The 18,505-nt window shown below is 46.7% G+C and carries 17 protein-coding genes and 1 tRNA gene; 2 read left to right on the top strand and 16 right to left on the bottom strand.

Features of this window, described 5'->3' with window-relative positions:
• Positions 1-24 precede the first annotated feature (24 nt).
• The 16 genes from LKE53_06440 to LKE53_06365 form a co-directional block, all read right to left on the bottom strand.
• The gene (locus LKE53_06440; protein ID MCH3972382.1) at positions 25-381 is read right to left on the bottom strand and encodes a pilin; all 357 of its coding nucleotides are present in this window, start codon (positions 379-381) and stop codon (positions 25-27) included.
• A 32-nt stretch (positions 382-413) separates the two neighbouring features.
• Complete coding sequence (locus LKE53_06435; GenBank protein ID MCH3972381.1) at positions 414-671, bottom strand: hypothetical protein; 258 nt, start codon at positions 669-671, stop codon at positions 414-416.
• A 15-nt stretch (positions 672-686) separates the two neighbouring features.
• Positions 687-4,157 carry a YodL domain-containing protein gene (locus LKE53_06430; protein MCH3972380.1) on the bottom strand — a complete coding sequence of 1,157 codons (3,471 nt, stop codon included), beginning with the start codon at positions 4,155-4,157 and terminating at the stop codon, positions 687-689.
• The gene (locus LKE53_06425) at positions 4,141-4,404 is read right to left on the bottom strand and encodes a hypothetical protein (GenBank protein MCH3972379.1); all 264 of its coding nucleotides are present in this window, start codon (positions 4,402-4,404) and stop codon (positions 4,141-4,143) included. The genes LKE53_06430 and LKE53_06425 overlap by 17 nt, the downstream gene beginning before the upstream one ends.
• Positions 4,405-4,413: 9 nt before the next feature.
• Positions 4,414-4,599 (bottom strand): hypothetical protein, encoded by a 186-nt coding sequence (locus LKE53_06420; protein MCH3972378.1) that lies wholly within the window; start codon positions 4,597-4,599, stop codon positions 4,414-4,416.
• Positions 4,600-4,748: 149 nt separating this feature from the next.
• Complete coding sequence (locus LKE53_06415; GenBank protein MCH3972377.1) at positions 4,749-7,244, bottom strand: SpaH/EbpB family LPXTG-anchored major pilin; 2,496 nt, start codon at positions 7,242-7,244, stop codon at positions 4,749-4,751.
• 239 nt (positions 7,245-7,483) lie between these two features.
• A complete protein-coding gene (locus LKE53_06410; GenBank protein ID MCH3972376.1) occupies positions 7,484-8,533 on the bottom strand; it encodes a helix-turn-helix domain-containing protein in 1,050 nt (349 codons plus the stop codon).
• Positions 8,534-8,564: 31 nt separating this feature from the next.
• Positions 8,565-8,861 carry a type II toxin-antitoxin system RelE/ParE family toxin gene (locus LKE53_06405; GenBank protein ID MCH3972375.1) on the bottom strand — a complete coding sequence of 99 codons (297 nt, stop codon included), beginning with the start codon at positions 8,859-8,861 and terminating at the stop codon, positions 8,565-8,567.
• Between the two features lie 245 nt (positions 8,862-9,106).
• The gene (locus tag LKE53_06400) at positions 9,107-11,668 is read right to left on the bottom strand and encodes a hypothetical protein (GenBank protein ID MCH3972374.1); all 2,562 of its coding nucleotides are present in this window, start codon (positions 11,666-11,668) and stop codon (positions 9,107-9,109) included.
• A gap of 188 nt (positions 11,669-11,856) precedes the next feature.
• Positions 11,857-12,129 (bottom strand): AbrB/MazE/SpoVT family DNA-binding domain-containing protein, encoded by a 273-nt coding sequence (locus LKE53_06395; GenBank protein ID MCH3972373.1) that lies wholly within the window; start codon positions 12,127-12,129, stop codon positions 11,857-11,859.
• Positions 12,130-12,262: 133 nt separating this feature from the next.
• Complete coding sequence (locus tag LKE53_06390) at positions 12,263-13,345, bottom strand: replication initiator protein A (protein MCH3972372.1); 1,083 nt, start codon at positions 13,343-13,345, stop codon at positions 12,263-12,265.
• A gap of 226 nt (positions 13,346-13,571) precedes the next feature.
• Complete coding sequence (locus tag LKE53_06385; GenBank protein ID MCH3972371.1) at positions 13,572-13,748, bottom strand: hypothetical protein; 177 nt, start codon at positions 13,746-13,748, stop codon at positions 13,572-13,574.
• A complete protein-coding gene (locus LKE53_06380) occupies positions 13,720-14,748 on the bottom strand; it encodes a ParB/RepB/Spo0J family partition protein (protein MCH3972370.1) in 1,029 nt (342 codons plus the stop codon). The genes LKE53_06385 and LKE53_06380 overlap by 29 nt, the downstream gene beginning before the upstream one ends.
• Positions 14,745-15,536 (bottom strand): ParA family protein, encoded by a 792-nt coding sequence (locus LKE53_06375; GenBank protein MCH3972369.1) that lies wholly within the window; start codon positions 15,534-15,536, stop codon positions 14,745-14,747. The genes LKE53_06380 and LKE53_06375 overlap by 4 nt, the downstream gene beginning before the upstream one ends.
• Before the next feature lie 89 nt (positions 15,537-15,625).
• Positions 15,626-15,811 (bottom strand): hypothetical protein, encoded by a 186-nt coding sequence (locus LKE53_06370; GenBank protein MCH3972368.1) that lies wholly within the window; start codon positions 15,809-15,811, stop codon positions 15,626-15,628.
• The gene (locus LKE53_06365) at positions 15,811-16,188 is read right to left on the bottom strand and encodes a hypothetical protein (protein ID MCH3972367.1); all 378 of its coding nucleotides are present in this window, start codon (positions 16,186-16,188) and stop codon (positions 15,811-15,813) included. Before LKE53_06365 ends, LKE53_06370 begins: the two co-directional genes overlap by 1 nt.
• Before the next feature lie 253 nt (positions 16,189-16,441).
• On the opposite strand from LKE53_06365, the gene LKE53_06360 reads away from it, so the two are divergent.
• Positions 16,442-16,525 (top strand) — tRNA-Tyr (locus tag LKE53_06360).
• Positions 16,526-16,874: 349 nt separating this feature from the next.
• Positions 16,875-18,275, top strand: a complete 1,401-nt coding sequence (locus tag LKE53_06355; GenBank protein MCH3972366.1) for an MATE family efflux transporter — start codon at positions 16,875-16,877, stop codon at positions 18,273-18,275.
• Positions 18,276-18,505: the final 230 nt, after the last annotated feature.

The following is an 18,505-nucleotide window of genomic DNA, read 5'->3' as shown; positions in this document are numbered from 1 at the left end:
CAAAGTCAAAATGCTTATATGTTCTCAGTGGAAACCGCTCATGCTGACGATCAGAGACTTAATTGCCGGAGCTGAGCAGACACAGATGAGACCAACAACGAGACACACGGTCTGCTTCTTTGCATCTAACATCCCCTCGCGCCCGCCGGTCATGTATTTGATGCCGATCCAGACGATGCAGACAATCGCCATGCCGCCTCCAATCGCCTGGACAACCAGAGTAATGTTATTCAGTGTGGCGTTGATCCCCGAAGTATCCACAGCAGCAAAACAAAACAGGCACATCATGCTGGATACGATTGCAATGATAAACGGAATGGCAAGGGCAGTGACCCGGTGCCGGCGCTGCCGGTAGGTAAGTGCAGATTTGTTTTCTTTCATTGTCAAAACTCCTTTAAAATAATTGAGGCCAGTCAATTTGCTTGACTGGCCAAATGGGATTCGCCCGCTTTTACGTCGTCCTGCAACAGGAGCAGAAACTCGTCAGCATACGGCAGCACCGCCGCACGAAACAGGGAATTAAATTCTTCCTTTTTCATCTCCTCCAGCTTTTTCTCTTTTTCCTCCCATTTTTTTTGCCAATCGGCGTAAGAAGATTGCTGATTTTGCAGGTACTGGTCAATCAGCCTCACTGCGGCGGCATCAGGTTCACCTTTCGTCTTTTTGCTCATCTTTCATTCCTCCTGTTAAAATTCTGGAGAGAGCGCGGCAGTTCTCTCCGCTGGCGGCTTGCCGGGGTTCGGTATACGGTCGCGCTTCTTAAGATCTGGTGCAACCGTCTTTGTCTTTTGCTGTAAATACGCATTCACATCCTTTCCGGCGGGAATGGGATAGATTTTTATTTCCTTATCCGGATAAGAGCGCTTGATCTCTTCGCTTGCGTACCCTGTGGCAAAACTTCCGGCGTTGTCATTGTCAAATGCGAGTACCACCGTATGGATTTCCGGGTCTTCTTCCAGACGCTTATAGAGCACGCTGAGTTTTCCCGTCCCCGTGGTGGCAAGATAGTTGGCAGAATCGAGGTCCTGTCCATTCTGTTTCAGCAGCGTCATCATAGACAGCGCATCGATCGGCGCTTCAGTGACGTAGAGACGGTGGGCATTGTTGTTGACATACCAGCCGCAGGATTCGTCGCTTCCCGCGACATCCCGCTTCCAGCTGCTGTCGCTCATGCTGGTGTGGCGGGTTGCAAAGACATCCTTGCCGTCCTTGTCTTTGCCGACAAAGACGGAATTGTGCGACGTATCTTCATAGCAAAGGCCGCGCTTTACGCAGTCTTGTAGGATCTCACGGTCAATGGCTCTGGTCTTCGTTAAATAAGCAAACATATGCTTTGCCTGGCCCTCTGCACGCTGTGGCAGAATAAAAGGCTTCCTTTCTTCTGCTTCACTTTGCCTTTTGACGGGCGTCGCCGAAGATCTCTGAGCCGCTTCTGTACGGTTCCACATGTAGCGGTTTTTGAGGTATTCAATCGCGTCACGGGTGGTGTGCAGAGAAAGATTCAGATTATCGTCCTCATTCATGTGCAGCACAAAATCAATGGTACTGCCGCCGTACCCACGGGAAAAGCGGTAGAAAGAATTGCTGCCGTTCTCCTGGTAAAACGTGCAGGATGGATGTTCCTTTAAGACATGATGCGTGCCGTTTTTGATTACGGTATAGCCGAGGTCGCTTGCCAGGTCCAAAATGTTGACGCGGCTTTTCAGGTAATCCAGTTCTTCGCGCCTCTGCTGTTCCTTTTTTCGCTGCTCCCGATAATAGGCCGCCTCCTGGTTATTCGGCCCTGTGGGGGCCCCGATGACCTCTTTTTCGGTTTCCTGCGGGGAAGCAGATGCGACGTTTTGTCGTACTTCATTGCCTTCAGAACCGGAAAAATTTTCTCTGTCTGAAGGCTCCGAAGTATTGACATTTGGCTCATTTTTGGATATACTAGGTATAAATGAGTCATGACTTATAAAGGCCCCGGGCAATTGTAGCCCGGCTTCCCCTATAAGTTCATGGCTCTTTTTAAGTTCATGGCTCTTTTCTTTGTCTACGCAGATGATTTTATGCTGCGATACTGCTCTGCCAAGGAAGCAATCAGGAGAAATCTTACCGCTTTCATCAAATGAAAGGAAATCATTTCTTCCGTACATACTGGTAATAAAGTTACTGCTCATTTGTGATAGCTCATAACGCCCATGGCCATCCGGTTTAATGGCAACAACAATTGGGCGGTTGCTGGCGTCTTTTTCTTCTGTCACCACAACTTTGCTTCCCGGAACAGTCATGGAATCCATCACAATGACCGGATTTCTAAGTAAAAATTCAAGCGACTTTACCTGCTTTGGGTTAATCGCATGTCCATTGGAACTGACAATTTTCTTCAAATGACTTTGGCTTAAAAACATAGGCAGCTGCTTCATACCGGCATAGTCCATCAGCACTTTTGGTGTATCACAGACATAAATGTCACTAGCGCGTTCTGTTTTGCCCGCAAGAACTTCGTCAATGCGCTCAGATAGGGAATGATTCGGTATTTTTGTGAGGAACTCCGGCACCTCCTGGAACCCGTCCGTATCCAAAAAGAAGGCTTGTTTTTCACCGCCGCGCTCCACCGTGATGACGTCGCCAATGCCAATGGGCCGGACCTTGAAGTCCTCCGGCGTATCCAGGTTGAGCCTGGCATACAGCGCGTCTAGTGTTTCCCCTGCCGCGAGTTCTGCGGTATAGACGACTTTGTAGTTCCTTTGCCGCACACCAAGGTCGCTTTTCTCAAGGCTAAGCAGTGACTTCCCAAACTCGGCGGACTTTTCATTTGCAATCTGATACAAAATACAGGTTGCGGGCTGCGCCTGCAGCAGCGTCTTTTGGGCTGACAAAGCAGCAGCATCTGCCAGGGCTTTGTCAACACCAGCGGCAATCAGCGCGTCGCGGATCCTGCCTTTAGGAACCATGGAAGCGGCAACTGCCGCGGCAGCACCAACAGCGGCAGCGGCCTGCGCCTCTCTGGATTCTTCCTGCTGCACCTGCTTTTCCGCTACTTTTTCTTTGATGATGGAGTCCTGAGTGTTATCTTCCTCCTGCGAGGGGGAAGAAGCGGTTCTGCTAAACAGCCTGCCCAGAATATCGCCAGGCGCAGGCTTGTGCAATTTCTCCGTTGCTTCCGTTTGTGGCTGCGCTTTGGTTTCGCTGTTCTGCACAGGTGCGACAATTTGTCGCACTTCCTCCAGATAGGGGGATAGCTTCTGATACATACCCCGAAAGGCGGTATCAATCTCCCCGAGACATTGCTCAAGGTGAAATTCATCACCGAGTTTCGCGCAAGCCCCATAGTGCTCTTTGAAATGGTTGATGCGGCTGGTTGTCAGGGAGAGGCCAACGGCACTTTGCAGCGCGATACTGATGGCATCCGCTTCAAATTCCCTGATGTGCATATTAGCAGCAAACTCTTTGTCGCTAAAATTCAGAGCCATAATGGCGTGGCCAAGTTCGTGCGTCAATGTAGAAAGCTTTTCGGAGTCATTGAGTTTGTCGCTGATGGTAATTGCATTTTCATTTGGCATGTAGAAGCCGCGCAGGGAAATGGACTTGACATCTCCTTCTAAAACGGAAAGACCGCTACCTGCCGCAAACTTTTTCACAGCATTGTACAGAGCAGCGTGCTGCTCTGAGGCGTATCCCATACTGTAGAATTTTGGGTATTCCTCCACCGGACAACTGGTCTGCGAAATATCAAACACCGAGCCAATCTTATAATATATTTGCTGGCGAGTCTTAATTTCTCCGGCGGCGATTTTCGTTTTTTCCGCCGGAGTTGCCTGCGTTACGCGCTTCAAATACTCATTCCCATTTTCATCCAAAGCCTTGAATACAGATAAAAGTGTCGGAACAAATATTTTTATCCCATGCTGTCCCTTATTGACCGTGAACCCTTTTTCCTTCCAGTCGTTAAAAGAGGCAACAAAGGTTGCACCATTGTTTTGCTTTTGAATGAGTTCTGCATTGCGCAGCGAATAATTATAAAATTTTGATCGGAATGAAAGAAGCTCCGCAATCTGTTCAGGATGTTGCTGGTAGGATTGTAGAGCTTTGTTGAGTGTATCTTTCAGTTCTTTGATCTGCTGTTTCTTGTAATTGGTTCGTTCCCCTGGCGAAAACTTACTTTCCCAAGCCATGTGTTATTTTCCCCCTTAAAAAAGTAATCAGCCGTTCCTTCAGCGGACTTTCAGCTTTCTCTGCCGGGATGAGCTTGTCTTTTTCAACATCCATGGCCAAACCAACTTGATTAAAATCTTCACAATCTGTATCAAACGGGTAGAGAAAGAGTTTGTCGTCATCGTCGGCCAAGACGACAGCACCGTCAATTTTGCCGATAATCTCGGCCGGATGCTTCCATACCGTTTCTCCTGGATAAATACTCATTTTTTCCTCCTATTGCCTTTCCCTCTTATTGCAATGATGCTGCGTGAAGACTTTTGCAAACAGCCACTTAAAATACAGACGACTCGATTCGTCCTCGGCAGTGGCAGCGGAATTTTTTAAAATCTGTTCCTGCTCCTGCGGCGAATAATCGGATATTTTGCGTAGGCTCTCCTGTTCTTCTGTTGTATAAATCATGTTCTCAGCTCCTAAAAAAAATAATGATGTGCGACAATTTGTCGCAGCAACTAGTCCATCGGAATCACCCCCCCAAAAAAAGTCAAAAATCTGATCTTCGGAACGGGCATAAAGCTCCCCTTATGCCCGTGGTCGAAAATCAGACTAGATTATTTTGCTAGCTTTTTTTTGAGCGTTGCGAAAAGCCCAAAGCCAGACGCGGCGATGACCATCAACAGCAGCACAATATTTGTGCTGTCACCTGTTTTTGGCACTGAGGTAACCGGTGTATTCGGCGTCACAGGCGTTGCGGTATCTGTCATGTTTACAGTTACCGTTGCGGCCTTATCGGTGCCAGATACTTTAGCAGCGAGAGCATTTGCATTGACCTGATAGCCAGCCGGGGCCTTGACCTCTTTTATGATATAAGTCGTGGAATTGGTCTTGTCGCTGGCCTTTGCATCCACGCCCTGCTGTGTACCGACCTGTTCAGACAGTGTCGCTTTTGGGCCATAGGCAAGACCGTAAAAATAAGCCGCGCCATCTTTGTCGGTAGTAACCTTCGTTACCCGCTTGCCGGACACATCTGTCACAGCAATCGGATTTTTGCCATTCTTTGCATCAGCTTCAGACGCAAAGATTTCAAATTCCGCGCCAGCGAGCTTTGCACTGTTTGTGCCAAACTTTGTCAGCTTTACCGCGCCGGTATGGACTTCCGGGATTTCGGTTTTTGGCTCTTGCATTTCGTCGTATTGGTTTGTGAAATGCAGCTGCGCCTGGTTCGGAATATCCGTACCCAGGCTGTCCTTGATAACGGTATTGTTGATTTGTGTCGTGAAGGAAATGAACACACGCTTTGCGCCGTATTCCGCAAGTCTTTTGCGGCCTGCGGTGGTAAAGTCAACCGTCAGAGTCTGCTGGTTTGCCGTAGACGGCTCTGTGACAGTGTAATCATCCTTTGCCAGCGTTTTGGACGTGTCTGTCAGCGGCTCTCCAGACGCCTGAGCGGGCTTTACGGTAATTGTCTGGCCAGCGTTGTAGGTGAGGCGGGAGTCAATGGGATCGGTAATGGTATAGCGCTTGCTTGTTGCAATATCTTCCGGCACCTGCGGAGAGACAATCCAGGTTTCTTTTTCCGCGATATTGGCGGTGTGATCCTGGTTGCCGATGTGCTGCACATATTTATGTACATCAATCGGCGTCAGCTTGTCATGTACAACAATCTGTCCATTTGCGTTTTCAACTTTCCCAGTGACCGGATAGGTTGCGGTCGCGGTGCCGTTTTCCGGTACATTGACCTCGATCCAGTCGGCATACGCTGTATACCCCGCTGGCGCCTTGGTTTCTTTGAGATAATAAGTGCCAGCTGTAAGCTTATCGTCTTTCATTATTCCTTCAGCATCAGTTGTCAAGACTTTGTTGACTGTTGTTTTGTCCGCCTTGTACAGTGTGAACTCTGCACCGGCGAGATCCTGCTGACCGTTTTCATTCGTTTTGTGAATGACAATTGTGCCGGGGTAATATTTTGGCGTTGTCGGTTTATTGTACCAAGTGCAATAAACATTGGAAGTAGGATTCGTCGTGTAGCCGTTGGAATCGCCGCCCTTTTTTACCGGAGTGACAAATTCAAATCGGCCATTACTGGTATAGCGGATCTGCTGCTTTCCTGTCATTTTGTTATAGCCGGACGGAGCGGCAGTTTCCTCAACAAAATAGTCTTTTGTGATGTCAAGGTTGTTCCACTGAAAATGGCCTGTGCTCACTGCCTTTCCATTTCCCATGGATTTTCCGGCAGCGTCTGTAATTGCAAATGTAGCCCCATCCAAAAACTGCGTGCCATCCCAATTATCTTTTGCAAGACTGAAGCTGCTGGAAATCTGCTGGCTTGTGCCCCAAAGGATGTCCTGCTCTCCCTGATTCTTGCCGCTGGCAACATACAATGTGGTTGTAGACGCTTTGATGTACGCCTGCACGGTGGCATCAGATTTTGCGTCTTCGACCCATGCCTTCAATTTTTTGACGTTTGTAATAGATTCGCCGGAAATGCCCTTTGTGCCGGCTGGCGAATAGAGGTAAGACAGCAGTACATGTGTTGTGCAAACGTTGTGTACTGCCTGTGTGTTCGGGCTGGTTGCAAAGGCATATTTGTCCCATGCCTGCTGCCCGGTCGTCGTATTGCCATTTGGCGCATAGTTTTTCAATGCGCCATATGGGCTGAGCAGATATGCGGCGTACATTGTCTGATCATCTGCGCTGGATTTCGGAATGGTTTTTACGGGGTATTCACCGGACGTTGTGTTCATGTCCGGGTTGAGACAAAATCCTATCTGACTGCCGCCATAACTGACGTTAAAAGTGCAAGTGCTCCAGCTCTGGTATTTGTATTTTGTGCCGGGTGTAATGACTGCTTTTTTTGCGTCTGTTCTCAAAATTTTCTTTGCTGTGAAAAGCTTTGGCGCTGTCGATGCAGAGGATGCGGCGCTGTTTCCGTTATTGTTTGACTGCACGTTTGCATAAAAGAGAGGGCTGATGCTCTGCATCTCATCTTTTACTGTCTGCCCCGTACTGCCACCACTGGACGCACTTGCCGAAAGTGGGGTCGTTGAAAAGGCTAATGCGGCAGCCAAAACAATCGAACCAAGTTTTTTGCTCAACTGTTTTCTCAATTTTTTGTACCTCCTTGTATATTGACGGCGAACGTTTTTCGGAAAATCAGGTAGGGGAACGGTTGTGAATCATTTCATAGACTCCCTTCATACAAAAAAGCGCCAGGGCTTTACGCTCTGGTGCTGATCTTTACTGCGACAATTTGTCGCACTTCTGTATGCGGCGCTACAGCTTCCACGCTATCAGCTCCTTTTTTGGTATAAAAATAGCAGCCGGTTAAGGCTGCTGAATATCCTGCTTATACAATTTTATATTTCTTTTTAAGATGATTAAAATAACTATACGGGACAATATTATCCTTTTGTAATCTTCCAAGTACAATTCCGGCATCAATTCCTACAGCATTAGCAAAAGCTGCAATTGTACCTTCATCAAAACGGCCTTGTGCAATAAATGACTGATATGCTTTAGGAGATATTAACGTATCTCTGGCGAATGCGTTTGCTTCTGCCTCTTGTTCCGGTGTAGTTGGCTCTGGGGAATATATATGGCCTTTTATGATATGGCAAAGTTCATGGAATAAACTAAACCAAAAGCTATCCGCATATTTTTCTCTTACCGTCAGTCCTAAAACAATGTGACCGTCATCCAAAAAAGAAGCGCCATGAAGAAAAGATCCACTGATATGTGGCAAAAAAATAATAGCTACGCCACATCCTGATAATGTATGTCTTAGTTCATTGCAAAACTCAGTTGGATCCTTCACAGTCATAGACCTTATTGTAGGAATTTCTTTTTCAAGTCTTGCAATATTGATTGGCTCTACCTGAATTTTTCGAGCTTCCAAACGTGCTTCTTGTGCCCAAGCTGCCAAAGCATAATCGCTTTTTTGGCTAGAATTGCATTTTCTATATGCGATACCAGGCATTTTTAAGTTTTCAAGTAATCCTAGTTCTGCGACTTCAAAGAATTTTCTGAGATTGATTACCCTTTCTTCGACTTTTCTAGTTACAGAAACCCACTTCCATTTTGCCATAGTCGAATAAGGAAATTGTTTGGCAATTTCTTCATCTTGTTCAACTGAAAGTTCAGCATTAACTCGAGCAATTTTTTCTTGGTAAATTGCTTCAAGGTTATTCCAAAAGCTTGCTGGAAGTCCGAGAACAGTTTCTAAGCGTAAAGCAACATTGGGTGTAAGTTCAACTTTCCCATTAATGAGATTGCTTATATGTTTTTCAGTCATGCCCATTCTTATAGCAAATTCCTTCTGACTGATGCCACGATTTTCGAGCTGCTCCCGAATTGTAGCACCTGGCGGTACAGCAATCGTGCTCTTGCTACGTAACATTTGTCATTCCTCCTTAACGACTGCTTGACTATCAATGGTAATCTACAATCTCCATAACCTTTGCAAGGTAAACACTGCCATTCTTAACTTCAAAGACCAATCGAAACGGTTGAACTAAATCCATTGCATATTGAAGCTTTCTATCACCTTTCAATGGATGACATCTGCCCACACCAAACTTTAAAAGTGTCTGTACGGAATCGGCAGCCGCAAGTTCTACAATTCTTTGAGATATTTTTTCAGCCATTTGAGGACCATATTTATACTGAGCAATATCTGCGTTAGTACATACACGTTCTAGTTGATTGCTTTTATATCGGACTTCCAATACGCACCGCCTCATTTACCTCTTAGGTTAATAATATTATACGCTTTGTATATGGAACAGTCAATATTATTTTGACCTATGAGGTAAATTTTTTTCGGCATATAATCATTATACCCACAAACGGTATGCAGAAATTAGTCTATTCAGACTAATTTCACATAAAAGACCCGGTAGCCCGGAGTCGAACCAAAGAAAAGCGCCCTCAATATTGAGGGCGCTCAGTTTACTGCGACAATTTGTCGCACCTATTCACCTAGATAGATGTAGAATTCGCCAGAACCGTATGAGGAATTATTGATTACACCATTGCGGAAAGCATTATCACCATCCCATCCACCTTCTGAATCTTTGTATTTGATTGAAAATTTGTCTTCGATTGAGTTTGTAGGATCGGTGTCTTCCACATAGGCAAAGTGATAAACGAACTGTACACCAGAACTGTTTGTACTAGTACAAACGATAATCGAGTTTTTCTTTGGCACCGTTCCAATCTTTAAGCCGCGGCTTTCATATTCAGCTTTTGCGTCAGACCAGAGTTCACACAAACGGTTATTATTGTCTCTTACGCCTCTGTTAACGGCACTAGTATTGATAAGTTCCCCAACATCAATGCCGGTGATTTCCTCGGCACGCTGTTCCGCATATGGGTTACAGCCGATTGTCTCCCGTGTTGTATCATCTGAGCTCCAACCGAAATCCGGATTGTTATCATACCAAAGAGCATGACTTGCGCTAGACCAGTCTGTTTCGATATTTGCCTTCGGCGTTGCCTGATAGGTGAACCAGCTTGTTGTATACTCAGCCAAATAAGAGGCTTCTCCGCTCCAGTGGATGCCAAACTCTTTTGTACCGAAGTAGTGCATTCGGGCTACAAGTGTATTTACGCTCTTTGTTAAGTTGGGAGTAACATCGTCATTCGTAATGATTGGTGATGTCGGTACGGTGTGGTGTTTGCTGCCGGTCTTGTCGTCCAGCTGCGGGTTGTATTTGTACCCTTTCGCTTCGACTGCATCAATGAGCGCTTTTTCGTTTGCATCAAACACAGAAATCTTACTGGTGTACGTTGTGCCGCTTGTCTTTGCGGTCAGTGTTGTGCTGCCAATATTCGTACCCTTCACAGATACATGCCAAACGTCGTTTCCGGACGTGGATACCTTCCGAATGTCGGTAATTGTTGCAATGCTGGTGTCGCTGATGGAGCAAGATGGATGCGCAACGCCCTGGGCGTTCATTTTGAACGTGTAAGTGTAAGACTTTCCTTTGGCGACAGATATATCAGTCGCATTGGCTGTGAACGTTACAGGCTTTACGGTGATTTCCTTTGTCACGGTGCTGTTTTTAGCGGTCAGTGTGACGGTTGCCGTACCGGTTTCCAGCGCGCGAAGTCGAATGCTGTTATAGCCATTGTGGAAATCAGATGCAGCAGCATCTGCCGTAAGAATACTGGAGTCAGACACTGTGACAGTAAGAGGGGTATCTAATTTTGTATTGATTGTTACGCCAGTTTCGCGGGAGGTTCCTGCCACGATACTGCCCGGTAGGTTGTCAGCGTTGATTGTCACCGGCACAACGGTGATGGGGCGTGTCATGTTCAGCGTACCATTTGTGGATGCAGTCAGCGTATCTGCTCCGGCGGTCTGGCCTTTTACTGTGACAAAATAAGCATCATTTCCACCGTAAGAGCCTTCTGAAACATTGGTAATGACCGCGTTATCATTTGCCATGGAAAAATCAGGTGTTACCGGCAAATTGCCACCGTTCATAATAAAGCGATAGGTGTAGCTCTGGCTTCCGTCCTCACAGACAGACAAACCGTTTGTGTCGCAGGCGGCCACCTTCATAGGTTCAATGTTGACTTTGCTTGTATAAGCAGTTCCGTTTTGATCCGTTGCGGTCAGCGTTGTGCTGCCCTCTTTCTGTGCTTCAATCGTCAGGGTTAAGTCACCGTTTCGAGTTGTGCTTTCATCCGTGATTTTTGCGATACCGTCATCTGCAAATTTAAAGGATCCCCACGGAATATCAGTGCCGGAAACGACGCGATCGCGGCTGTTTGTTTTGTACAGCAAGGTATAATTGCGTCCTTCCAGCAGCGTTACTTCCTTTGTGTCGCAACCGGTCAAGCTGGCCGGTCTGACGGTCGCCATGCCGTGATTTACATTGTGCTGTCCGGGCAGGCGTGTGTAGATGGCTGCTTGTCCATTGATGTTTTCTGTTGCCTGTACTGTGTAATAAAGTACTGCATGATTGTTTTCTACGGTTTTGCGCCATTTGACGGGCTGTAGAGTAGATGTGTCAGTAGGATAGACGGCAAGGCTCAAGCTCTTTGGGCCATCTACTTCAAAGCGATAGGTGTACGTTGCGCCACGCAGAAGATTAAACGAGTAGTCGGTATCGCTCTTGACGCTGGCCGGTCTGACGGTCGCCATGCCGTGGTTTACATTGTCCTCTCCGGGCAGGCGTGTGTAAATAGCTGCTTGGCCGCCGATTTTATCCGTGAATCGGACTGTGTAGTAGCAGACATCATGACCATTTTCCACTGTCCACCGATAACGCACCGGCTGCATAACGGATGTATTGGTCGGATAAATCGCTACCCGCTGGCCCTGCGGGCCATTTACCTCGAAACGATAAGTATATTCCTCACCCTGCACCTTTGCATATTTGCAATCGGTGTCGCACAAAACTGATGTAGTGGCGTCGGCGCTCTGGGGGGCGGGCGATTCGCTTGCAATCGCTGTTGCCGTCATACCCGCAGCAACCGCTGCCGAAAGCACTGCTGCAAAGAGTATTTTTTTCAGAGTTTTCATAGTGTCCTCCCTTAAATCTTTTCCTTATTTTACTTTGTTTGTGATTGATTGTAAATACTTTACTTTTATTTTATACAAATCTCTGTACAATTATTTGAACTCCATAGCCTTTTCTAACAAATAATTCCCGATTCCCGGTGCCAGCAGGAAAGAAAACGCTATAAACGAGATTTCTATAATTACCTCTGTCATTTTCTTTTCTCAACAGAATACTTTTTGGCGCAAATGAATTCTCCCATGTGAAAATATTCCATAAGTGTTCCTTCTGTCCATCCACTGATTACCCTGTAACCTTTCGGAATAACGATGCGCCCAAGATTATCGATCTTACGAATTTCGCCGAGCGGCATTATTGGCGAAGAAGGAATCATTTTAAGTAACGCACGAATCAGTGTGGCCGCTTCGTGCGCCGCTGGGTCTTGCTTACTGTCCAGAGTTTCCAGAATTTCTTGTGATGTCATTTTTACTTACCTCCAACTTTGGTAAAACAAATTTTTCAAAATTTTTGCGTTCCTTGTCCGAAAGCGGACACCAAGGCGGAATATTCCGCCAGCGTTTGTATCGTTCGTAAGCACGCCGGTTTCGGCGGGTTCATCATTCCACTTCGGCACCTGTAAACTTTGCTAGGCTGTCACGCTCGTAGGCATCAAGGTCAAAAGAAGGTCTGCCTTTTTCAGCAGGAAAAGTGCGGTTATCGTAAATGCCGGACATGATTTTAAATGCGTTATCCGGGCGTGTTACCCAGCTGAAAGTTGCGATAAATGTCTGTCCATCATATCCGGCCGCACGACCGGTGAGAAAGTCACTTGCTTCCGCTTTGAAAAAAAGGGGATGCAAGTCGTAACCCATGCCAGCAAGCTGTGTTAGCTGCTGCTTCGTAGTGGAAAGCTGCTTTTCAGGCCATTGTGGCAGCGGAAGCGGCTGAGTAAGAGAAGGACACTCAGCTGAAAAAGATGATAATGCTTTTTGAATCAGAGAAGGAGGAGGATTTTCTAGCGACGGCGCAATCCTTTTCCTTCCCTCAGTCTGGTTAATATCAGTCTGGTTAATATCAGTATAGATAGGGTGCCGTTTTGGGACTTCTTGAAGTGCCGTTTTGGGACTTCTTGAAGTCCGTTTTTGGGACTTCTTGAAGTCCGTTTTTGGGACTTCTTGAAGTGCTGTTTCGGAACTTCTAGAAGTGCCGTTTTGGGACTCCTTGAAGTCCTTTTTTGAAACTTCTTGAAGTGCTATTTCGGAACTCTTTGAAAAATCCGCACTTTCTCCAATTCCTGTGTCGTATTCTGGTGTTTCCTGCATGTCTGTTTCAAACGTCGCTGCATCGGATTTGGACAACTGTGTATGCAGCACAAAAATACGGTTTGGAATTCCGCGCCCCTGGCGTTCTTCCTGGATAAGATCAACGTCGCGCAATTCTTTCATTGCCGCAATAACTTTCTTTCGAGACATACGCAGCCGTTCCGCGACTGCTTCCCGTGGATAGATTAGGTAAACTTCGCCGCTATCATTTGTCCACTCGTTCTTAATTGACAGTGTGAGGCGGTCAAGTAACAGCGAGTAAATGACACGGGCGTCGTTAGACAATTCCTGATATTTTTTATCCGCGTATAAGGCGTATGGCAGACGCAGAAAATGTTCCTGTACTGTCTCCGAGAGACGATAGCGCATGTTCCTCATTTTTTTCTCTCCTAATTAGGCTTAATAAGTATTTTGTATAATGAGATACCGCCTATTGACTTTATAAAAGTCAACTGCCATTTTCGGCGGTTATCGTAGATTATGCAAATTTTTCCCCGCAGATAGAAAAAGAGCCAGACCACAAGATGTTGTGTTCCGACTCCATTTTTATTATCTTTGTTTTTCTCGCTTATTCTTCTGTTTCTGTTAATTTCCTCCTTGATTTTCAAAATGGCAGGTCATCATCAATAATTTCACCTGTTTCATCTACATATGAGCCTGTTGCGCTTTCGGCAGCTTCAGCAACTTCAGTAGTAGGTTTTGCGGATGCTTTTCCACCGCAAAAACCAGCTTCTTCGCACAACACATTTTCTTTATTTTGCAGGCCCATTTGAATAGGCATTCTCAAACTCAGCAAGGCGCTGTACCAGTTCTTCTTTACTGGCAGCACTCCAGTAATCAGCCTTTATCCCGTTACAGCGCTCATGCGTTAAGCGCTGGTAGCTTGTAACTTTTGGGGTGTCAGCAAGCGCGATTGGTTCTTCAGCTTTTTTACTGTTACTATTTAGCTTTGCAGATAAGGCTTCTTTTGTTTTTTTCTCATCATCGGCGGGAGACCACCACTTTGGAGGCTTTGGTTTCTCCTTTGCAGGGCTAAGGTCGATTTTTCCGGCAAAGAAATCGTACAGAATATCAGAATAGAAATCATGCTGTTCTTCAAGCTTTAGCAGATCCTCTGCTTGCTGTAAAGATACCTTCTGCTTTGAAAACTTTTTCAAATATTCCGCCAGGCGCTGCTGATTGTCAGAATATTTTGTATCTGTCAGCAAAATGCCTGCCGTTATCGGAATACGGCCAGCATCCACAAAGGTCAGCAGACTATGATTCAAATCTGCCAACTTGATGTAGCGCTGGATGGTTTTAATTGTTTCGCCGTAAGTATCAGCAATCGCAGCAGTGCTTTTGCGCTCACCTTTGGCCTCATAGGCAGCCTTTTGCATTTTATAGGCATATGCCAATTCCGACGGCAGCAATTCGTGCCGCTGATACAGGTTTGTGTCCGTTAAAATGAGATCCGCCTCGGCATCGTTGCATTCACGGACAATGCACTTTACTTTAACGCCAGCAAGTTCACACGCGCGTTTACGGTTACGGCCAGCCAGAATGATGTATTTTCCATCTTTTTTTCGGACAATGCAGGGCTGCTGCTGTCCGCTTTCTTTGATGCTTTCGGCCAACTGCGACAATTTGTCCGAGTCATATGCCCGAAACGGCTGGTTGATGATCTCCACCAGTTCGGCAGGTTCCAGCTCCACAATCTGCGTATCCGGGGTTTGAGTACCCGATCCGTAAAGTGATCCGGCCAACGCCTGTTCCAATGTCGGCATTTTTTGTGTCTTCATTCTGCATCACCCGCAATTTTTTTGGCCGCGGCAAGATACGCCTGCCCGACGCGGCTGCTCTTGCGGCGAACCAGACTGCCACACAAGGTGCTGTCATCATCAGTGGAGTTCCTTGCTTCCTGCAACATCGGGACAGGTTCAGCAAAAACGAGGTTTCCGTAGCTTTCTTTTAAAGCCGTGAAAACCTCGTTACTCATTTTTGTCTGGCGGCTGTACATAGTGACGAGCATTCCGGCCAGGTATGGCTTAACGTCCTGCGTCTGCTTGATTGCCATGTACCTTTGCAACATTTGTGGGATGCAGTCATACGCAAACTTTTCGGCCTGCACCGGCAACAACAATTTATCGCTGCATTTCAGGGCATTGCTGACAAGCAGATTATCAACAGCCGTCGGACAGTCAAACAGTATGTAATCAAACTGTGCAAAAAAAGGACGGCAAAAAATGCGGTCAAGCACGGTATTGCTCTGCCCATCATTGCCAAGTACCGCATAGATGCCGCCCAACATTTTGTTGGCAGGAATGTAGTCCAGTTGTTCCCGGTTGCTGTGCCGGATAAACTGAGAATCATCATTCGAGCAGATGCCGGACACTTCCTGGTAAATCAGTTCTGACACAGTAGGTTTTCCGTCCGGCTGATAACCCAGCCACCGGGACAAATGTCCCTGCTGGTCAAGGTCAACCAGGAGGACGTGCTTGCCAAGCGTTTGCAGGCCAGCACCGATGTTCAGCGCGGTTGTGGTTTTGCCGACGCCGCCTTTTTCGATTGCGACAGAAATAATGTGCATAATATAAAACTCCTTTTCAATGGGGGCTGCTGTAGCAGCCACAGACTTTTAGTTGTCTTTTTTTCATTGAGTGTGACAATTTGTCACACTTATTGCTTTTCGCGCGGAGCGCCTTTTTCTGGCTTAATGCCTTCTACATCAAGATATAACCGGAAGTATTTACTGTTGCGATTATGTTCCGGCTTTGATGCGCACAAAATGATGTGGTTTTCTTTTAAGCGTTCCAGTTCCCTCGGCAGTTCTTGCAGCAAGCCGGTTAAACGTATTTTAATCATCAAAGATCACCTGTATCATATAAAGACGAGTCAAACTTCCACTCGTCATATTCGGCATCATATGCTTCTTCCAATGTAATAGGATTTATGTATTGTTCGATGTTGTTGTGTTCGATGTTGTTGCCAAACGTGCTGACCCCACCGTTTGACAGATATGTGCGCAACTGTATGTACTTGCGTGCCAGCGGGCTGTAATCGCTGCTGGTTGGTGTATAGCAAATGCTAACTTGCAACTGCCTAATCTGCATTTTGTAGCGCCGATAGTGCGGCGGTGCAGCTTTCGTATTATGATCCAACTGCAATCCAGTGGCAGTCCCGAAATATTTTTTTGCTATCTGCTGGGCAAGCTTTAACGTGAAACCGGGTAATTTTTCCATATGGATTCAACTCCTTAAAAAGTGGTTTTGGTGGGGATTGCAAGCAATCACAAGGCGGATGGAAAAAAGTTTAGCCTTTTTTGTCACAGAAATCACTCCTTTCAGAGTGCGACAATTTGTCGTACTGCGTAAATTTTTAAAACAAAAAAAGAAGAAGTATTGGAATACATAATTTGTAATCAGCAGGTCGTAGGTTCGAGTCCTATTGCCAGCTCCAGTCTGATCGGCAAAATGCAGCGTACAGCTGCTATATGGAGGAGTTCCCGAGTGGTCAAAGGGGACAGACTGTAAATCTGCTGCTTCGGCTTCAATGGTTCAAATCCATTCTCCTCCACCAAAACAAAACGGAAGAGCTGCACTTCGGTGCAGCTCTTCCGTTTTCCCTTTTATGCAGTAATGACAGCCTGCCAGCTCAATGCTGTAAAGGGAATATCGGGTCAGCTTGCTTTTCTGCGGTCTGCCTGCTATAATAATCAAGTTTCGTTCGTCTTTGCAGAATAGACGGAAACTGCAGCTGAAGGTTTGGGCAGCTGACTGTGGCAGGCACGTTTTGTTTTTGGCCCGACTGTAAAAATATATGATAGAGCAGCAAGCGGACTGCGGGGGCAGACAAAGCCCTGCGGCTCGCTTTTTTATGCAGATGCAGTTTCTTTCCGTAAAAGCGGCAGAAACAGAAAGGACTTTTCATGAGGAGACTTCATGCGGAAAACAATTTTCTGACGGGCAGTATTCCCCGGGAACTGCTTTTGTTTTTCTTACCAATTTGGTTAGGCACCTTTTTTCAACAGCTTTACAATACAGTAGATGCCCTGGTTGTGGGAAACTTTGTTGGTACAAATGCGCTGGCTGCTGTCGGGGCAACCGGACCTTTTGTGCAGCTGCTGGTTGGCTTTTTCACCGGACTGTGCAGCGGCGGCAGTGTGGTCATTTCTCAAAGCTACGGTGCAGATGACAGAGAACTTGTCAACCGTCAGGTGCACACTTCCTTTGCTATGGCGCTACTTGGTGGCGGTATCCTGACAGTGCTGGGGCTGCTGATTTCCCGTCCGTCTCTTCAGCTGATGGGCACGCCGGCGGACATTCTGGATACAGCTGCCCTGTATCTGCAAATTTATTTTCTTGGCATGATTCCCCAGATGATTTACAATATGGGTACCAGTATTTTGCGAGCAGTGGGAGATTCCCGCCGCCCACTGCATTTTTTGATAGTTGCATCATTGGTGAATATTGCTCTGGATTTGCTTTTTGTTGCAGTTTTTCGCTGGGGAGTGGCCGGTGCGGCAGCAGCAACGGTCATCAGCGAAGTGGTGAGCGCTTTGCTGACCGTGCGCTGTCTGATGGCGGCTTCTGATATTCCGTGGGGACTATCCCTGCGGAAAATACACTTGGAGGGCAGCATCCTGCGGAGCATATTCCGTATTGGTCTGCCTACCGCACTGCAAAGTTCTCTTTACAGCATTAGCAATATTGTTATTCAGAGCAGCATCAATGGTTTTGGCACGACCGTTGTGGCGGCATGGAGCGTCTATGGAAAAATTGATTTTCTTTTTTGGATGACAATCAATTCATTGGGACTTTCCGTTACGACTTTTGCGGGGCAGAACTTTGGTGCTGGGCAGTATGACCGGGTTAAAAAAGGAACAATCACTTGCCTTGGCATTTCGGCGGCAATTACCCTTGTCATCAGCGCTTGCTTATATCCTGCCAGCAGCTTTCTGTTTCGCCTGTTTACACAGGACAGTGCCGTGGTTGCGCAGGGCGTGCAGATGATGCACTTCTTGGTGCCGGTGTACATCACTTATATTTGCATTGAGATTTTTTCCGGCACTTTGCGCGGGTGTGGCGATGTGGCTGTGCCGACGGCAATCACTTGCTTTGGCGTGTGCGGACTGCGCATCCTCTGGCTTGTGCTGGCGGAGCCAATATATCACACGGTGGCTTCTGTGGAGTTCAGTTATCCGTTGTCATGGGTTTTGGCGTCCCTGATGTTTGTTGTGTATTATTATAAGGGTGGATGGCTGAAACGCCGCATGGCAAAAAATGATAAAGTCCTGTGTCTGAAACAAAGCGAAACACGAAATTGCTGAAGTATACAGACAGATAGAATGAAAGTGTCTTTTAAGTTCGCTGCTGAAATTTTGGGCAGGTGCAGCGGTTTGGCAGCAGGGGAGAGCGGCCTGCGTTCCCGCGACTGTATGGAAAAAGGAACCGCAATATGATAGAATATAAACGAAATAGTACATAAAAGAACAGCAAAACAGCACAGCCCTTGGAGAGGGGCTTTAAACACTACTACTTCTGTGTAACGAGGCGTACT

It is taken from the genome of Oscillospiraceae bacterium (genome assembly GCA_022483045.1).
Classification (GTDB): Bacteria; Bacillota; Clostridia; order Oscillospirales; family Acutalibacteraceae; genus Caproicibacterium.
The sequence above is the reverse complement of the archived record's forward strand: the minus strand, read 5'-3'. Positions and strand labels throughout refer to the sequence as shown.

What these genes read in the sequence shown, in the direction of transcription:
- LKE53_06430 (MCH3972380.1), bottom strand. Translation starts at nt 4,157, where the DNA reads ATGGCTTGGGAAAGTAAGTTTTCGCCAGGGGAACGAACCAATTACAAG.
- LKE53_06435 (MCH3972381.1), bottom strand. Translation starts at nt 671, where the DNA reads ATGAGCAAAAAGACGAAAGGTGAACCTGATGCCGCCGCAGTGAGGCTG.
- LKE53_06385 (MCH3972371.1), bottom strand. Translation starts at nt 13,748, where the DNA reads ATGCCTATTCAAATGGGCCTGCAAAATAAAGAAAATGTGTTGTGCGAA.
- LKE53_06420 (MCH3972378.1), bottom strand. Translation starts at nt 4,599, where the DNA reads ATGATTTATACAACAGAAGAACAGGAGAGCCTACGCAAAATATCCGAT.
- LKE53_06355 (MCH3972366.1), top strand. Translation starts at nt 16,875, where the DNA reads ATGAGGAGACTTCATGCGGAAAACAATTTTCTGACGGGCAGTATTCCC.
- LKE53_06440 (MCH3972382.1), bottom strand. Translation starts at nt 381, where the DNA reads ATGAAAGAAAACAAATCTGCACTTACCTACCGGCAGCGCCGGCACCGG.
- LKE53_06390 (MCH3972372.1), bottom strand. Translation starts at nt 13,345, where the DNA reads ATGAGGAACATGCGCTATCGTCTCTCGGAGACAGTACAGGAACATTTT.
- LKE53_06375 (MCH3972369.1), bottom strand. Translation starts at nt 15,536, where the DNA reads ATGCACATTATTTCTGTCGCAATCGAAAAAGGCGGCGTCGGCAAAACC.
- LKE53_06400 (MCH3972374.1), bottom strand. Translation starts at nt 11,668, where the DNA reads ATGAAAACTCTGAAAAAAATACTCTTTGCAGCAGTGCTTTCGGCAGCG.
- LKE53_06425 (MCH3972379.1), bottom strand. Translation starts at nt 4,404, where the DNA reads ATGAGTATTTATCCAGGAGAAACGGTATGGAAGCATCCGGCCGAGATT.
- LKE53_06410 (MCH3972376.1), bottom strand. Translation starts at nt 8,533, where the DNA reads ATGTTACGTAGCAAGAGCACGATTGCTGTACCGCCAGGTGCTACAATT.
- LKE53_06380 (MCH3972370.1), bottom strand. Translation starts at nt 14,748, where the DNA reads ATGAAGACACAAAAAATGCCGACATTGGAACAGGCGTTGGCCGGATCA.
- LKE53_06395 (MCH3972373.1), bottom strand. Translation starts at nt 12,129, where the DNA reads ATGACATCACAAGAAATTCTGGAAACTCTGGACAGTAAGCAAGACCCA.
- LKE53_06365 (MCH3972367.1), bottom strand. Translation starts at nt 16,188, where the DNA reads ATGGAAAAATTACCCGGTTTCACGTTAAAGCTTGCCCAGCAGATAGCA.
- LKE53_06370 (MCH3972368.1), bottom strand. Translation starts at nt 15,811, where the DNA reads ATGATTAAAATACGTTTAACCGGCTTGCTGCAAGAACTGCCGAGGGAA.